Source organism: Vibrio sp. YT-17 (assembly GCF_033337375.1).
GTDB classification, from domain to species: Bacteria; Pseudomonadota; Gammaproteobacteria; order Enterobacterales; family Vibrionaceae; genus Vibrio; species Vibrio alginolyticus.
The window spans coordinates 38,221-54,791 of the sequence record NZ_JAWOQP010000025.1 but is presented as its reverse complement, the minus strand read 5'-3'; the positions used below and the strand labels follow the sequence as shown (position 1 = coordinate 54,791).

At 46.7% G+C, this 16,571-nt stretch carries 11 protein-coding genes; 3 read left to right on the top strand and 8 right to left on the bottom strand.

The features are described 5' to 3' along the window. Positions 1 to 14: 14 nt before the first annotated feature. Positions 15 to 1,841, bottom strand: a complete 1,827-nt coding sequence (locus R7F67_RS20075; protein WP_318057319.1) for a DUF294 nucleotidyltransferase-like domain-containing protein — start codon at positions 1,839 to 1,841, stop codon at positions 15 to 17. Between the two features lie 233 nt (positions 1,842 to 2,074). Between R7F67_RS20075 and R7F67_RS20070 the strand changes: the two genes are divergently transcribed. Continuing rightward, positions 2,075 to 3,262 carry a 3-phenylpropionate MFS transporter gene (locus R7F67_RS20070; RefSeq protein WP_053307400.1) on the top strand — a complete coding sequence of 396 codons (1,188 nt, stop codon included), beginning with the start codon at positions 2,075 to 2,077 and terminating at the stop codon, positions 3,260 to 3,262. Between the two features lie 135 nt (positions 3,263 to 3,397). Continuing rightward, the gene (locus tag R7F67_RS20065) at positions 3,398 to 6,829 is read left to right on the top strand and encodes a PAS-domain containing protein (protein ID WP_017635559.1); all 3,432 of its coding nucleotides are present in this window, start codon (positions 3,398 to 3,400) and stop codon (positions 6,827 to 6,829) included. A gap of 90 nt (positions 6,830 to 6,919) precedes the next feature. Here R7F67_RS20065 and R7F67_RS20060 read toward each other — a convergent pair whose 3' ends face one another. The 5 genes from R7F67_RS20060 to R7F67_RS20040 form a co-directional block, all read right to left on the bottom strand. Beyond that, positions 6,920 to 8,305, bottom strand: a complete 1,386-nt coding sequence (locus tag R7F67_RS20060) for a class II fumarate hydratase (protein ID WP_017635560.1) — start codon at positions 8,303 to 8,305, stop codon at positions 6,920 to 6,922. A gap of 17 nt (positions 8,306 to 8,322) precedes the next feature. Further along, entirely contained in the window at positions 8,323 to 8,700 is a 378-nt protein-coding gene (locus tag R7F67_RS20055; RefSeq protein WP_005382370.1) for a hypothetical protein, read from the bottom strand. Positions 8,701 to 8,899: 199 nt separating this feature from the next. Next, the gene (locus tag R7F67_RS20050) at positions 8,900 to 9,382 is read right to left on the bottom strand and encodes a hypothetical protein (RefSeq protein WP_005382371.1); all 483 of its coding nucleotides are present in this window, start codon (positions 9,380 to 9,382) and stop codon (positions 8,900 to 8,902) included. A gap of 108 nt (positions 9,383 to 9,490) precedes the next feature. Further along, the gene (locus tag R7F67_RS20045) at positions 9,491 to 11,218 is read right to left on the bottom strand and encodes a sodium:solute symporter family protein (RefSeq protein WP_005382372.1); all 1,728 of its coding nucleotides are present in this window, start codon (positions 11,216 to 11,218) and stop codon (positions 9,491 to 9,493) included. A gap of 12 nt (positions 11,219 to 11,230) precedes the next feature. Next, a complete protein-coding gene (locus R7F67_RS20040) occupies positions 11,231 to 11,494 on the bottom strand; it encodes a DUF4212 domain-containing protein (RefSeq protein ID WP_005382373.1) in 264 nt (87 codons plus the stop codon). Between the two features lie 520 nt (positions 11,495 to 12,014). Between R7F67_RS20040 and R7F67_RS20035 the strand changes: the two genes are divergently transcribed. Continuing rightward, on the top strand, positions 12,015 to 13,766 hold the full coding sequence (locus R7F67_RS20035; RefSeq protein ID WP_005382374.1) for a potassium/proton antiporter: 1,752 nt from the start codon (positions 12,015 to 12,017) through the stop codon (positions 13,764 to 13,766). Here R7F67_RS20035 and R7F67_RS20030 read toward each other — a convergent pair. Both R7F67_RS20030 and R7F67_RS20025 read right to left on the bottom strand, forming a co-directional pair. Further along, positions 13,763 to 14,392, bottom strand: a complete 630-nt coding sequence (locus R7F67_RS20030) for a response regulator (protein ID WP_005382375.1) — start codon at positions 14,390 to 14,392, stop codon at positions 13,763 to 13,765. The genes R7F67_RS20035 and R7F67_RS20030 overlap by 4 nt on opposite strands. Before the next feature lie 194 nt (positions 14,393 to 14,586). After that, positions 14,587 to 16,428, bottom strand: a complete 1,842-nt coding sequence (locus R7F67_RS20025; RefSeq protein WP_258475766.1) for a protein-disulfide reductase DsbD — start codon at positions 16,426 to 16,428, stop codon at positions 14,587 to 14,589. Positions 16,429 to 16,571: the final 143 nt, after the last annotated feature.

Below are 16,571 nucleotides of genomic sequence, written 5' to 3'. Positions count from 1 at the left end.
TATGAAAATCAGGGTTAATCACGAATTTGATAATGGAAGCCTAAAAATTGCTTAAATTTCTTCACCACATGTAAGCTGTGGCGAAGCAAATCACGCTCAGTTCTATCCAGTTGTTTAATATCAATGTTATTCAACGCTTCTTGCTTTTTGAGTTGCTGATTAAGACGAAGTTTAAAGAACAATTTAAGTGCTTCGTTGAGATTATCTGCCGTTTCGGATTCTAAGATGCGCTTATTTCTCAGAGCTTCAATGCGTTCAAACGTGTTCTGCTCTTCAATGGCATACTCCAAAGACAAGGTGCGAATGCCGTGTACAATTGGGAAAATACCGCCGCGTTTAATGTCCAATCCGTCTTTAGCACTTTTTACGTTGCCAAATAGAGTTAGGGGCACCGAAAACTGCAAGGCAGGGCGAGTAAAATCAGACAATATCAACATGCGATCTTTCATTGTGTCACGAAGATGCGCCGCAATTGGAGCCAGCAGCTCGCAATTCCCAGCAACAGCATGGGCGTCACTGAAAATGGCTAAGTCCATGATTTGTTCTGGTTCGGCTTTAGCTATCCAGTGGTTTAGGGTGTTTATCCATTCTTGCTGTGTTTTGACCCACTTCGGGTTGTTAACCATCACTTTGCCAGGGCAAAGTGGATAACCGAGCTGTTGTAGGGTGTGTGTGAAGGATTGCATCACTTGTTCGCAATGAGGCCATTCCAGACCATCTTGAATAATCAGGGCATTGTCTTGATCGGTTTTGAGAATTTGCTCTCCTCGGCCTTCAGAGCCGAGTACGATCAAGCAACAATGGTCGTGCAAGGCTGGTGGTATCACTAACTCGAACGCTTTCTCGATAATTTGCTCGTTTACGGCTGAGATAAGCTCCATGATGAAGCGAGTGCGGATACCGTTTTTCAATAAGCTCTCGACCAATTGACATTGGCGGTTTGAGGCCAAAGCGAGCTCTTCCACGCTGCTTGCTCGAGCAATACTGAGCGTTAACACGTGGGAGTGGGTTGAGAACGCGCTGAGAATTTGGGTCATATCCAGCATGCCGACGGCTCGGTTGCCTTCACATACCATGAGGCGTTTCATTCTATTTCTGGTCATTGTGATCATGGCGTTGAATAGAAAGTCACCATCATCAACGTGATAAACAGGAAAGCTCGCGATCTCACCCACTGGTGTGTCGAGCGCGCAACCATCTATCATCACAGAATGCAGCATATTAGTACGAGTCACTATTGCGTACGGGTGGGCTGATGGCCATTTTTCCAATCGTGGATCATCGCCATGGAGTTGAACCAATGCGGCGTCAATCCCATTTTCTTTTAAGGAACGTGTTACCTCGTTAATTGGTGTATTTGGTTCAAGGATCATCGGTGGGTGATAAATGCTGCGGTCAACTTTAGTGAGAATAAACTCCGCTAAGTTTTGCTGTTGATGGGCCGCTTCGATGAGCTCTTGCCGTTTCGATAAATTGTTATCGAAATAGGCTGCAAACTGGCCATTTTCGTTGTAAAGGGCAAGGAAAATTTCTTTCGGCAGTAGGTAAGAGAGCGTGTCCTCAAGCGCGATGTAGTGATGACGTACCTTGTCTTCAAGTAACGAGCGTACATCGAACATATCGTCGTTGGCATAATGTGCGAACACTTCCTGTTGATCGTTGGAGCGCTCTTCTACCGCGCCTTTGATCAGAATATGTAAGTGGGGGTTCTTCTGTCCGCAGGATAAAATAACATCTCGAGCTCGATAGTAGGCGACGTCCAGAGACGATCGCAGTCGCGTTTGTTGTGCTTCAGTTAAGCGATCGAACGGTGGAGATTGCATGTTAAATTTGTCAGGCATGAGAACACCCAATAATGATGGAAGGAACACTCTCTAAGTCTGACAAATTTCTTACCGGAAGCCAGACGACTTTGGTCTAAATTACGATGTTTTCGCTTGAAGATGCCAAATGTCGCAAAGTTAGTATTCCATCGAGGAAACGATAAGTTTCTTATTCTTCCCTTTTTATAATACGTATGGCGATCCATAATTCCCGGCTCGAACGTTGGTGTTCCCGTTTTAGGATATTAGTAATGTTGAAACCTTCTCCGTATGGCTGGATTTCCCAGTACTTTCTCGGATTCTTCTTTGCGTATGGCGTGTATCTGCCATTTTGGTCACTTTGGTTTAAGGATCAGGGCGTATCTTCGACAGATATCGGTTTGCTGGTCGGGTTAGGCCTTGCGACACGTTGTGTTGCCAATATCGTGATCACCCCACGAGTACACAAAGTCGAACATCTTATGCCTGCTTTACGTTGGTTGAGTTTCGCTGCCCTCCTTTTTGTTGGATTTCACTTTTTTACGGGTGGTAGCTTTTGGTTAATGGCACTAGCGACAGTGTTGTTCAATCTTTGTTGTGGACCGATTATTCCGTTGTCGGACGCGATGGCAAATTACTACGCTCGCCTGAAAATGCTCGATTATGGCCGCACGCGGCTATGGGGTTCGATCGCCTTTATCGCAGGCTCGACGGCAGTGGGCTACCTGGTGGCTGAATTTGGCTCCGATATGATCTTGTACACTGCGATGTTCGGCGTGTTTATCTCGTTGCTGTTTGCTATGCGACCGACTAACCCAATGCCTGTAACGCACGGTGGGCAAAGCGCAGAACGTCCAAAGCTGACCGCTCTTTTGACCGACAAGCCGATACTAAAATTCTTAGTGTTGGTGTCACTAATTCAGGGCAGTCATGCGGCTTACTACGGCTTTAGTGCGATTCACTGGAAGGCCGCTGGTCACTCGGAAGATGTCATTGGCTACTTGTGGAGCTTAGGAGTGGCCGCAGAAGTGGCAGTGTTTGCATTGAGTAAGCGCTTATTCGTAGGTTGGTCAATACGCGCGCTGTTTATTGCTGCTGCCGTTGGTGTAATGATGCGTTGGGGTATTACGGCGTCGACAACATCAATTATTGCTTTGGTGGTTGTTCAACTATTGCATGGTGTGACTTTTGCTACCGCACACATTGCCGCGATCCAATATATCCAAAACTCCGAAGAAAATAAGATCGTAGCGTTGCAAGCGTTGTATAACGCGATTCCGTTGGGCGCATTTATCGCGTTAATGACCGTATTGAGTGGCTGGGGTTATGAGCACTGGGGACCGCTTGTGTTCTGGGGCATGGCCGCGATGGGGTTATTGGCTCTGTTCATCAAGCTTGATTCGCAAGACCCACATCAGGTGGTTGATGTATCAGACAAGCCACTTGAAACTCAGAATTAGACTTATGTAACAAAGGTTAAAAACTAAGCTTTGTCTCCGTTATCAAAGCAGTGTTAAATGAAACCTCTCCCTCATGGAGAGGTTTTTTTATTCTCTTGCTTTAAAAGTAGCAAGAAAGGCAAGAAAGGATATCGGATGCAAGGATGGCTGGTGGTTCCCGTTTCTTTAGCGTATTTGGGAGCTTTATTTATCATCGCGTGGTACGGCGACATTCAGAAAAGGTGGCTAGCGCGCTGGCGGCCTTGGATTTATAGCCTTTCCATTGCGGTGTACTGTACATCGTGGACCTTCTACGGCACGGTCGGGCAGGCCAGCAGTAATCCTTGGTCTTTCTTGCCCATTTATATTGCTCCCATTTTAGTGTTTACCATCGGATGGCGCGTTTTAGCTCGGCTTATTTTGATTGCTAAACGGGAACACATCACGTCGATTGCTGACTTTATCGGAGCACGCTACGGTAAATCCCAAGGTTTGGCCGTGGTTGTTACGCTCATAGCGGTTGCGGGAATTTTGCCGTACATCGCTTTACAGCTGCGTGGTATCACTATGGGGCTTGAAATCATTGCTCCGGAGCTGGCTACTGATTTTGGTTATCAAAACGATAGCGTGTCGTGGTTTGTTGTGGTCGCATTGGCGATTTTTACGATGCTATTCGGTACCCGCCACATTGATAACACGGAACACCATCGTGGGATGATGATGGCAATTGCCTTCGAATCCATTATCAAACTGCTGGCTTTTTTAGTGGTTGGTGTCTTCATTGTTTGGTTGGCGATGAACACCGAGAATTTGAGCTTACTTGATGTTGCCGCACAGACGTATCAGTCACCAAATATCCCGACTATATTGATTCATACTGTACTGACCATGCTGGCGATCGTTTGCCTTCCGCGACAATTCCATACGATGGTGGTGGAAAATGAACGTGCTCAAGATTTGCACGTGGCTCGTTGGTTGTTCCCCATTTATCTGATCTTAATGGGGATTTTTGTTTTACCTATTGCGTGGGTAGGGCAAGGTCTCTTGAGTGGCGCTTCGCCTGATACTTATGTCATCAGTGTGCCGATGTCGGTAGGGGCGAGTGAAATCGCCTTACTTGCGTTTCTAGGCGGTACTTCAGCGGCAAGTGGCATGGTTATCGTATCGACGATTGCCTTAGCGATCATGGTCTCGAATGACTTGGTTATGCCATTGCTATTGCGTCGCATGCGACTGACGCAGCGTAACCATCACCATTTTTCTGAATTATTACTGCGGATCCGCCGTGGTTTGATTTTAGTTTTGTTGATTGGCGCGTGGTGTTTCTATCAAGCGTTGGACACCATTCATTCACTTTCTGCTATCGGCTTTCTCTCGTTCGCGGCTATCACGCAATTCGCTCCTGCGCTGGTTGGTGGTATGTATTGGCGTCAAGGGAATAAGAAAGGTGTGTATGTTGGCCTCGCGGTGGGTTTTGCTACCTGGTTGATTACGTTAATGAGCCAAACAGACATGCTTGCCGGAGACGCCAGTAATAACTTCCTGATCTGGTTGATTACGCCACCAGAGGTATTGGCTAGTTTTGATATCGCGATTTCAGATTGGGGGATGATCCTCAGCGTGGTCGCTAATGCAGTGTGTTTTGTTGTGGTTTCTATGGCTACCCGACCAAGCCTAAGTGAGCGCTTACAATCGGCATCATTCGTTGGTACACCGTTGCCTGAAAGCGAAAATATGAGTCTGTACCAGAGCCGCGTTACGGTTGCAGAACTGGAAATGCTAGCGTCCAGATTTGTAGGACGAACGCGAGTTAAAGCGGCGTTTCAAGCCTACTGGAGCCAGCAACGAGAAGAGTTGATGCCGAATCAACAAGCGCCATCTTCTCTGATTCGGCATACGGAGCGTGTGCTAGCAGGGGTATTTGGAGCATCTTCTGCCAAGTTAGTACTTACTTCCGCTCTGCAAGGAAGAAACATGCAGCTTGAAGAGGTGGCGACTATCGTCGATGAAGCCTCTGAACTGTACGATTTTAGTCGGGGTTTACTCCAAGGCGCGATTGAGCATATTGGACAAGGTATTGCGGTCGTCGATAAGCAACTACGCTTGGTTGCGTGGAACCAACGCTATTTAGAACTCTTTGAATTTCCGCCAGGCCTGATTCAAGTAGGTCGACCGATTGCGGATGTGATTCGGCACAATGCAGAGCAGGGGTTGTGTGGCCCTGGTGACCCTGATGACCACGTCCGTCGCCGTGTTTATCACCTTGAGCAAGGGACTCGGCACACCTCTTCTCGGGTTCGTCCCGATGGTCGCGTGATAGAGGTGCAAGGTAACCCAATGCCAGGTGGTGGCTTTGTGATGAGCTTTACCGACATCACCGTATTCCGTGATGCAGAGCAAGCACTGAAAGACGCCAACGAGACATTGGAAGAAAGGGTACGTCTGCGGACTCGAGAATTAGAACAACTTAACAAGCAGCTGGTGGAAGCGACGCAGCGCTCGGATTTGGAATCGAAGTCCAAATCACGGTTCTTGGCGGCAGTAAGCCATGACTTGATGCAACCGCTCAACGCGGCGCGTCTATTCGCATCTTCACTATCGGAAGTCGCCAAAGACAGTGAAGCCAAAAAGCTGTCAGCACACATTGAAAGTGCTTTAGAGGCTGCCGAAGACTTAATTGGAGATTTGCTGGATATCTCGCGTTTGGAATCGGGCAAGTTGGAAGTCAACGTGCATGGCTTTGCGTTAAATGATGTGTTATCGAATTTGAATGCTGAGTTTAGTGCGTTAGCCAAACAGCAAGGTATAGAGTTCACCATGATTCCGTCCTCACTCATGGTTAAGTCGGATCCCAAACTGCTGCGCCGTGTGGTGCAAAACTTCCTGACCAATGCGTTTCGTTATAACCCGAATGGCAAAGTCGCACTCGGTGTTCGCCGCGTGAAAGGGCGAGTGCGTATTGATGTATGGGATAATGGAGTGGGGATTGAAGAAGAGAAGCAGCAAGAGATTTTTGAAGAGTTTAATCGCGGAACTCAAGTTCGTTCCGACCAAGGTCTCGGACTTGGTTTGGCGATTTCGAAAGGAATTGCTCAGGTACTTGGGCATGAAATTTCGATGCGCTCTTGGGTTGGAAAAGGCAGTGTTTTTTCCATCACCCTAGATAAAGCTGATCATGTTCAGCCTCATCCAGTTCACGTGGCGATGAATAAGCAATCTGAACTTGGTCATCTGAGAATCCTTTGTGTCGATAATGAGCCTGACATTCTAGTCGGCATGGAAAACTTACTTTCCCGATGGGGCTGCGATACACGAGTTGCGATTGATTTAGTTGAAAGTCTACAAGCGCTTGAGGATGGTTGGATTCCGGATGTAATTTTCTCCGATTACCGACTTGATGATGGTCGTACTGGTTTAGAAGTGCTACAGCAATGCCGCCTGAGATTAGGCCACAGCTTTGAAGGCGTCATCATCAGTGCAGATCGTACCGATGATATGCTTGATGGCATCAAAGCAAATGGGTTCAGCTTTATTGCTAAGCCAGTTAAGCCGCTTAAGCTGCGTTCGGTGCTCAATCGAGTCGCTTAGGATTGGAGTGTTTGAAAAATCGCTATAAAAGAGACCTCCGAATGGAGGTCTCGATATTTGTAATCTTAGTTGATAGGCTGAGTTTGCCGTTTATTCTGCGACGCCGCCTTGGGTCAGTTTGGCTGGATTAAGCAATCGCTCTAGTGTGGCTCTATCCAAATCAGTTTCTTCTTCCGCGACATCAATAATCGCGCGCCCCTGTTTGTAGGCTTTTTTCGCGACTTCTGCCGCTTTTAGGTAACCAATGACCGGGTTGAGAGCCGTGACCAAAATTGGGTTTTTGGCGAGTGCTACATCCAAGTTATCTTGGCGAACTTCAAACGTCGCAATGGCTTTGTCAGCTAAAGCGGTTGCGCTGTTAGAGAGTAACTCGATGCTCTCCAATACGTTATGAGCAATAACTGGCAACATGACGTTAAGCTGGAAGTTGCCCGCTTGGCCTGCGACGGTAATGGTGGTGTCATTACCAATGACTTGCGCTGATGCCATAGCTGCGGCTTCTGGGATCACAGGATTTACTTTGCCAGGCATGATGGAAGAACCCGGTTGCAAGCCTTGTAATTCTATCTCACCTAAACCAGCCAATGGGCCTGAATTCATCCAACGAAGATCGTTTGCGATCTTCATGATCGCAACTGCTGCTGTTTTGAGCTGTCCCGACAGAGCGACGATCGCATCTTGACTGCTTAAATTGAAAAAGAAGTTATCACTGGCCGTGAACTGAATACGAGTTGACTGGGTTAGGTTGCTAGCGAATAAGTCTGCAAAGCGTGGATCGGCATTGATCCCCGTTCCAACCGCCGTACCACCTTGGGCTAAGGCTTTTACAGCAGGAAGTGCTTGTTCAATCGCTTGTTTTGCGTGCTCGATTTGGAACTGCCAACCGCCAAGTTCTTGAGCAAAGGTAATTGGCATCGCGTCCATTAAGTGGGTGCGACCGGTTTTTACAACATCTTTCAATGCTTGTTGCTTAGACTCTAGTGTTTGGCTTAGGTGTGACAGGGCCGGGAAGAGCTGTTTTTCAATGGCTAATGCTGCGCTAACTTGAATGGCCGTCGGTACCACATCGTTGCTGCTTTGTCCCATGTTGACGTGATCATTAGGGCTGACAGTGCCGCCTAGATGCTGGGAGGCCAGTGTTGCAATTACTTCATTCGCATTCATATTTGAGCTAGTGCCTGATCCTGTTTGGAACACGTCAATTGGGAATTGCTCAATATGATTGCCTTCGATAATTGCTTGAGCTGCGTCAGCAATCGCGTTGGCAATATCTCCTTCAAGCAGCCCTAGCTGTGCGTTGGTGAGTGCCGCAGTCTGCTTGATGTGTGCTAACGCTTTGATAAAACCAGATGGCATTTTATGTTGACTGAATGAGAAGTTATCGACGGCGCGTTGAGTCTGGGCTTGGTAGAGAGCATCTGCAGGGACAGTAACTTCGCCCATACTGTCAGTTTCTATGCGGAATTCGGTGCTCATGGTAGGGATCCTTTTGGTTAATCAAGTGAGATTTGAATCAGGCGTAATTGTTGTTGTAGTGCGAGAAATTTCACGTCGCCTTGTTCAAACTGGTAGTAATAGCGTTTGAGACAGAATAATGGCGTATGGATAGAATCGAGACAGACACGACGGAAGATACGACTGCGAGTTGAGTCTTGAATTGCGTCTAGTAAATGGAAATAAACCTGACGTAAAAACAGCTCACACAACAATAGATTTTCTTCATCGGCATCGTGTTCATAACAAGAAGACAACACCATTCCCCAATGAATATAGTCATGAATCACGTCTGGCTCAAAGCCATGTGGTGCGGCGAGAAGGAATCTATCTTGGGCTTTAAAAAATGCGTTAAAGATGTCCCGTTTGTTGTCCATAACCACCTCTCATTAAATGTAATGATAATTATTATCAATTAACTTGTGAGTTGGCAACCCTTTTTAGAGTAAGAGGTTGTTGAAGAAAGACTTACGGAAACAAAAGCCGACGCAAAGGCGTCGGCTGAGTAGGAATTCATTTATGCTGAGTGAAACTAAGTCACTGTCGTTTGAATACCGGTGAATTAGCTTGTCACCGTTATTCAGTAAATAAGGTTTCGTACTTCACAAATGCGGTTTGTGTTTCACCATAATACAGTGTACCGCCTGATTGAATGACGACTCTTAACCAGCTTTCTGCAGATGCAGGCTTTGGTAAGGTGATGTACCAGCTTTGGCCTGCTTGATCGGCGGGCTTCATATCAATCGGTTGAGCGTTTTTCTCTTTGTCACTCACAATAGAAACTTTAACCCCTTCGAGTGGGTAAGCGGCGTTGAGTGATAATTCTAAGTTATTTTTAGTGAGTTTTTCCGAGCGAAATTTCACTTTAAAATCGCCATTTTCCATATCACACAGACCACTGGTGTAACGACAATTAGACTTACTCGCGAGTTTGTAAGTTTCCCCTTCTTGCGCCGCGTGGGGCTTCTCGCTGAGGGCCATATCGGTACCGAAGTAAGCGATCAAAGAGAGAACTGGCGCAATCAGTAGAGCGAGAATAAAGTGCTTGTTTTTGAACATCTTGGCTTCCTTGCAACGACATACTGCGAATATGGTAACTGAAAAGTGAGAATAAAAAAGCCCCGGACGGCTGGTTCCAAACGGGGCTTTTGTGGTTTTGATTAGTTTTTAGTGATCCACTGCACTACCAGCACCTACTGGCACGCGAACGTGTTCGACTAGGTCTTTTACTTCTTGTGGCGTTTCTGCTGTTACTTTGGATACAGCGAATGCGACGATGAAGTTAAATAGTGCGCCAATAGCACCAAACGCGTTTGGCTCAATACCCAGGAACCAGTTTGTTCCCCAGCTTTCTAGATATTTCCAATCAGCAACGAAAAGGATGCCTTTGTGTTGGAATACGTAGAACAGCGTAATACTGATACCCGCAATCATACCGGCGATTGCGCCTTCTTTGTTGATGCTCTTGCTGAAGATGCCCATCATCAATGCAGGGAAGATGGATGAAGCGGCAAGACCAAAGGCGAGTGCTACCGTACCTGCGGCAAATCCAGGCGGATTTAAACCGAGATAGCCTGCGGCTGCTATCGCTACTGCCATTGATATTCGACTAGCAAGTAGCTCTTTTTTCTCGGATATGTTCGGATTGATAACCCCTTTGATTAAGTCATGGGAAATAGCTGAAGAAATGGCGAGTAGTAAACCTGCTGCGGTAGATAGTGCAGCTGCAAGACCACCTGCTGCCACAAGTGCAATCACCCAGTTTGGTAGTTTAGCGATCTCTGGGTTAGCCAATACCATGATGTCGTTATCAACGCGCAGTTCGTTGGTGGACGCATCTGAAGTGTATTGGATATTGCCATCGCCATTTTTATCGTCAAAACCGAGTAGTCCAGTTGTTTCCCAGTTTTTGAACCACGCAGGACGCTCGTCATACGCTAGGTGCTGACCCGGAGCTGGATTTACCGTATTCATTAGGTTGAGACGAGCCATCGCTGATACCGCTGGTGCAGTAGTGTAAAGGATGGCGATGAAGATCAGAGCCCAACCTGCTGATGTACGTGCGTCGCGAACCTTCGGCACGGTAAAGAAACGGATAATTACGTGTGGTAGACCGGCAGTACCAATCATCAGTGACATGGTGTAGACAAACATATTAAGTGTGTCGCCACGTACTTGGGTCGTGTATTCACTGAATCCGAGTTCGGTCACCACTTGGTCAAGCCGATCGAGTAGATAGACATCGGTACCAGCCATGGTACTCCCTAGACCAATTTGTGGGATTGGGTTACCAGTGAGTTGCAGAGAGATAAAGATTGCAGGGATAGTGTAAGCAAGAATGAGTACGCAATATTGAGCAATCTGCGTGTAAGTGATGCCTTTCATGCCGCCAAGAACCGCGTACATGAAAACGATACACATACCAATTAATAGGCCAGTGGAGTAATCCACTTCTAAGAAGCGACCAAACGCAACGCCCACGCCTTTCATCTGACCGATAACATAAGTCACTGATGCGATGATAAGACAAACAACCGCTACGATACGTGCTGTGTTGGAGTAAAAGCGTTCACCAACAAACTCTGGCACCGTAAACTTACCAAATTTGCGTAGGTAAGGCGCTAGCAACAGCGCAAGCAGAACGTAGCCACCAGTCCAACCCATTAGAAATACGGAGCCGCCATAGCCCATGAAGGCAATTAAGCCTGCCATTGAGATAAACGACGCTGCGGACATCCAATCGGCTGCGGTTGCCATACCGTTTGCAATCGGGTTTACACCGCCACCAGCAACATAAAACTCTTTGGTTGATCCGGCGCGAGCCCAAATAGCAATCCCGATGTACAGGATGAACGTGGCGCCAACGACCAGGTAGGTAATAGTTTTCAAATCCATCTGAGTGACTCCTTATTCGTCCACGCCGAATTCACGGTCAATTTGGCGCATCTTCCATGCGTAATAGAAAATAATTCCTAGGAACGCATAGATGGAGCCTTGTTGAGCAAACCAGAAACCGAGTTTGTAACCGCCTAGTTGAAATTGATTTAGTACGTCGACAAATAAAATGCCGCAGCCGAAAGACACGACGAACCAGATGACCATTAGGCCGATCATGAGCTTCACGTTTTTGTCCCAATAGGCTTTGGCTCTTTCTTCGCTTTCAAATGCCATTGCCGTCTCCTTACGATTGGTATTGTTGTTAATGAAATGTTTCAATATGTACATTAGCAAGGTGTTGGCAATAACTCTTTTCAACTTTAGTCGGGGTGTTAAAAATGAAGAACCCCCATATTATGGGCTTTTGCAGCGAACAAAGGGGCAAAACGTTATGTTAATAAACTGTTAAGTTAGCCAAAGGTCTAAAGGTTGATTGGATAAACAGGCATGATTAAGACGGGCCATTAATCTTTTCTTCATTGAACTTGGAGATGCTGTGTAAGTATTGGTGGTGATCTTGTGGCTCTTAAAGAGAGAAGGCGTAGATAAGAAAGCTCACAAGTAATTTATTTACATAAAGTTTTCGCATCAAATCACCGTTTTAACGCACAATAAAGTAATATAACTGAGTCATTCTCGTACAACCTCGCATTTTGAGACGGTGTAAAGGGGAGGCAGATTAGGGCATTACCTCATTAACGAAGTAGCCTTGCTCATCACAATTATTATCGTTTTTCATTAAGGGAGGGTGAGAATGGACGCAGACACCATTAACAGTTTTTTTCTAATAGGTGCGTTGTTAATCGCACTTAGCGTTCTTTTAAGCCCAGTGTCTTCTAAGTTGGGAATCCCAATTCTTTTGGTATTTTTAGCCGTTGGAATGCTAGCGGGGGAAGACGGCTTAGGCGGCATTTTATTCGATAACTTTTCGATCGCTTATTTGGTTAGTAACCTCGCATTAGCCATCATTTTGCTTGATGGTGGGATGAGAACGCGGGTCGCCAGCTTTAGGGTTGCGTTATGGCCCTCGGTCTCTTTGGCGACATTTGGCGTTGCGATCACCACCATTTTAACCGGGCTGATGGCAACGTGGTTATTCGACTTAGATTTATTGCAAGGCATATTGGTTGGAGCGATTGTTGGTTCCACCGATGCTGCCGCGGTCTTCTCTCTACTCAAAGGTCGTAGCCTGAACGAACGTGTTGGTTCAACGCTGGAAATTGAATCCGGCACCAATGACCCTATGGCGGTGTTTCTGACCGTAACTCTGATTGCTATTTTAGCGAACCCTGGCGCAGATTTAAGTGCGGGCTTTTTGGCGTTCAGTTTTCTTAAGCAGTTTGGTATTGGCGCGTTACTTGGCTTCGCTGGTGGCTGGATCTTATGGAAAGTTATCAATCGCAATCAATTACCAGATGGGCTGTATTCTATTTTAACGGTCAGTGGTGGCTTGCTTATTTTTGCTTTATCTAACACTTTGGGTGGCAGTGGTATTTTGTCGATTTACCTCGTTGGTCTTTTATTAGGTAACCGTCCAACACGCAGCCGCCACTCTATTCTTCATGTTTTAGATGGTATGACGTGGCTAGCTCAAATTGGTATGTTCTTGGTGCTTGGCTTGTTGGTTACACCATCCAATTTACTCTCTATTGCGTTGCCAGGTCTTGCGCTTGCCTTCGGGATGATTTTGTTTGCCCGACCAATCTCAGTTTGGATTGGTTTACTGCCATTCAAGAGTTTCACGCCACGTGAAAAGTGGTTTGTCTCTTGGGTAGGATTGCGTGGCGCTGTACCTATCATCCTCGCGGTATTTCCGATGATGGCAGGGTTGCCAGATGCTCAACTGTACTTCAATTTGGCATTCTTTGTAGTAATGGTGTCTTTGATAGTACAAGGGGGCACGTTGACCAAGGCGATGTCTCTTGCAAAGGTCGAGCTACCTTCTAAGCCTGAGCCAATTTCGCGTACGGGGGTGGAGATTTACCCGACCAGTGAGTGGGAGCTGTTTATCTATAGACTTAAAGCAGATAAATGGTGCATTGGTGAGCCATTACGTAGTCTTTCGATGCCGGAAGGAACGCGTATCGCCGCTGTATTTCGCAGTAAAGAGCTATTGCACCCATCCGGCAGTACGCGCCTTGAGGAAGATGATACCTTGTGTGTATTAGCACAAGAAAAGGATTTAGATGCACTGAGCTTACTGTTTAGTGAAGCCCCAGAGAAAGCGTCGCTAGCGCGATTCTTCGGTGACTTCTTCCTCGATATTGAAGTGAAGCTTGCCGATATTGCCGTGATGTATGGTTTGAATCTGGGGGATGAACCGCTGGATAAAAGTTTGAGAAACCTTGTCGAAGAGCAATTAGGTAGCACGCCAGTATTGGGAGACCATTTCGAGTGGCAAGGTTTGCATTGGATCGTCGCTGATGTTGTTGATCAGCAGGTCACTAAAGTCGGTATCCGATTGCCAAACGAAAAAAGTAAGTCTGACGATAAGACGTCAATCTAGTCGCTCATTTCCGTCAGCATAATCACGGCTTGCGTGCGGTTCTTTACACCGAGCTTACGGAAAATCGCTGTCATGTGCGCTTTTATGGTGGCTTCTGAAACATTCAATTCGTAAGCGATTTGCTTGTTCAGCAAGCCATCGGACAACATTCCCAACACTTTATATTGCTGCGGTGTTAGCGCAGCAATCTTTTCCGCTAAGTCATTACATGCCGCGTTATTGGTGATCAACCCTTCAGGGAAGTATGGGTCGCCATTCAGCACTTGATTGAGCGCGTTCACTAATTCGCGCATGTCGCTGGACTTGGGAATAAAACCAAATGCACCATGGCTTTTCACCTGCGTCACGATCGCCGGCTCTTCACTCGCTGAAACGACGACGATAGGTAAATCTGGATGCTCTGCTCGCAAATGAATCAAGCCAGACATACCATTTGCTCCTGGCATTTTGAGGTCCAATAGCACTAAATCTGGCTCTTCCTCTCGTTCTAACAAAGCCAGAAGTGCGTCGAGTGAGTCCGCTTCCAGCAAATTTGCACCACTAATAGCCATGTGGATAGATTGAAACAAGGCATTCCGGAAGAGTGGGTGATCATCTGCAATAATGATGGTGTAGGTCGAATCCATGACGTTAAACACTTTTGACTATTTCGTTAAATTTATTATTGTCCAGCTTTGAGAGAGTGGACAATATTTATTCGCTAAAAGTCTGAACCAAATCGACTTTTATTAGGAAAATTGCATATAAACGCAATGTTCTTATTCAAATCTGAGCAATAAAAAACGCCAGTGGACATCACTGGCGTTTGAATATCTGGTTATCAGAACTGCTTGATATGCTCTAAGAAAGGCTCGGCTTGCATGAATCCCGTCAAACGAGCGTTTGAAACGTGTTCACCACTGGCATCCCAAAACTCAATTGTTGGTAAACCAAGCACACTCATGTGCTTCAGTAGTTCGATGTCTTGCACTTGGTTTTTGGTCACGTCCGCTTGCAGAAGAATGAAGTCTTGCAGTTTGGCTTCGACGCTTGGGTCATGGAAGGTGTACTTTTCAAACTCTTTACATGCTACACACCAATCGGCGTAGAAATCGAGCATGACGGGTTTACCTGCCGCTTTCGCAAGTGCCAGTTGTTCTTCAAGATCCGCCACGTTAGCAATGCGAGTAAAGCTAACAGTGGCTTGCTGAGTTTGTGTTGTGCTGTTGCCAAACCAGTAATTTAAGATAGGTTGTGCTGAGGCTAGCAAACCTAAGACGGCGATTATGCCCACGGCACTTTGTTTCCAGCCACCAAACTCTAGACTGTTTTTGATGTGGTATAGCCAACCAAAAGCAGCAATACCCAGTGCTGACCACAGAATCGTTGACCACATTTCTGGCATGATGCGTTCTAGTAAGAAGATAGGTGCGGCAAGCAGAATAAAGCCGAAGAGTGTTTTCACTCGGTCCATCCAACCGCCGGCTTTTGGTAGCAGTTTGTTGCCGAAGACCGCAACAAGAATCAGCGGAATACCCATGCCCATCGCCAGCGCGTATAACGCGATACCACCGGTAAGCAAATCGCCGCTTTGTGCCACGTAAAGTAGCGCACCAGACAGAGGTGCCGTGGTACATGGTGAGCACACCAGTCCAGAAATCGCCCCCATGGCGAATACGCCTGCACTGCTGCCGCCTTGCTGTTTGTTGCTGAGGTTGTTTAACCACGTTTGAACGTTGCTTGGTAGCTGTAATGAGTACAGACCAAACATAGACAAAGCGAGTGCGATGAACAGTACGCTCAAGCCAATCAGCACATAAGGGTGTTGCATTGCCGCTTGGAACTGCATACCTGCAGATGCCACCACAAGGCCGAGTAGGGTGTAAGTCAGTGCCATGCCTTGCACGTAGACGAATGACAAGCCTAGCGCACGGCGTTGGCTTAGTTTGCCACTGCCAAGCACTATGCTGGTCAGAATTGGGTACATAGGCAGCACACAAGGTGTAAACGCCAAGCCCACACCAAGCGCCAAGAACAGAAGTGGTGTCCACCAGTTATCAGCAAGGTTGGCTGCAAGGCTATCTTGCTGTGTTACTGGCGCTGATGATGTGTCACCAGACGTAGATGATTGCGCCGCTGGTGGCGTTGCTGTTGGTGTCTGTTCTGCTTTTGATGCAGTTGTCGCCGTTGTCGCCGTTGTTGAATCTGAGTTCGACGAAGTAAACGCGCTGATAGGAATCACGCGAGTTTCTGGCGGGTAACAGAAGCCTGCTTTCGCACAACCTTGGTATTGCACGACTACGCGAGCACCGTCTTGCCAATCATGCATTGGTACATTAACGAAGAGAGGTTGAGTATAGATATGCACGTCACCAAAGAATTCATCTTTATGCGGTGTGCCGTCTTCCATTTGCAGTTCGCCTAGCGATACTTTCTCACCAGCTACAGACAAGCGCTCTTGATATAGGTAGTACCCGTCACGTACCTGCCAATCGAGCATCAATTTGTCATCTTGCTGGTAGAAGTTAAATGGAAACGCCTGATCAACAGGAACAAAACTGTCGCTGCTGCTACCAAAACTGTTGTTCTGGCTACTGTTAAACTGGTCTTTGCCAAATAAAGCTAAAGACGGAGTGGAAAAGGTAATGAGCCCTAAGAGTAAAACGGAAAGTAATGCGCGCATAAAAGAGTCAATTCATCTTAGATAATTGCCGTTAGTGTAACTCAATCAGACCCGGAGGCGAGTCAATAAGTTTCATGAAAATGAAGATTTATTGAGCATAAATCAAGACAACAGGCAATAAAAAAGGGAGCCGAAGCTCCCCG

What these genes read in the sequence shown, in the direction of transcription:
- R7F67_RS20075 (WP_318057319.1), bottom strand. Translation starts at nt 1,841, where the DNA reads ATGCCTGACAAATTTAACATGCAATCTCCACCGTTCGATCGCTTAACT.
- R7F67_RS20070 (WP_053307400.1), top strand. Translation starts at nt 2,075, where the DNA reads ATGTTGAAACCTTCTCCGTATGGCTGGATTTCCCAGTACTTTCTCGGA.
- R7F67_RS20065 (WP_017635559.1), top strand. Translation starts at nt 3,398, where the DNA reads ATGCAAGGATGGCTGGTGGTTCCCGTTTCTTTAGCGTATTTGGGAGCT.
- R7F67_RS20060 (WP_017635560.1), bottom strand. Translation starts at nt 8,305, where the DNA reads ATGAGCACCGAATTCCGCATAGAAACTGACAGTATGGGCGAAGTTACT.
- R7F67_RS20055 (WP_005382370.1), bottom strand. Translation starts at nt 8,700, where the DNA reads ATGGACAACAAACGGGACATCTTTAACGCATTTTTTAAAGCCCAAGAT.
- R7F67_RS20050 (WP_005382371.1), bottom strand. Translation starts at nt 9,382, where the DNA reads ATGTTCAAAAACAAGCACTTTATTCTCGCTCTACTGATTGCGCCAGTT.
- R7F67_RS20045 (WP_005382372.1), bottom strand. Translation starts at nt 11,218, where the DNA reads ATGGATTTGAAAACTATTACCTACCTGGTCGTTGGCGCCACGTTCATC.
- R7F67_RS20040 (WP_005382373.1), bottom strand. Translation starts at nt 11,494, where the DNA reads ATGGCATTTGAAAGCGAAGAAAGAGCCAAAGCCTATTGGGACAAAAAC.
- R7F67_RS20035 (WP_005382374.1), top strand. Translation starts at nt 12,015, where the DNA reads ATGGACGCAGACACCATTAACAGTTTTTTTCTAATAGGTGCGTTGTTA.
- R7F67_RS20030 (WP_005382375.1), bottom strand. Translation starts at nt 14,392, where the DNA reads ATGGATTCGACCTACACCATCATTATTGCAGATGATCACCCACTCTTC.
- R7F67_RS20025 (WP_258475766.1), bottom strand. Translation starts at nt 16,428, where the DNA reads ATGCGCGCATTACTTTCCGTTTTACTCTTAGGGCTCATTACCTTTTCC.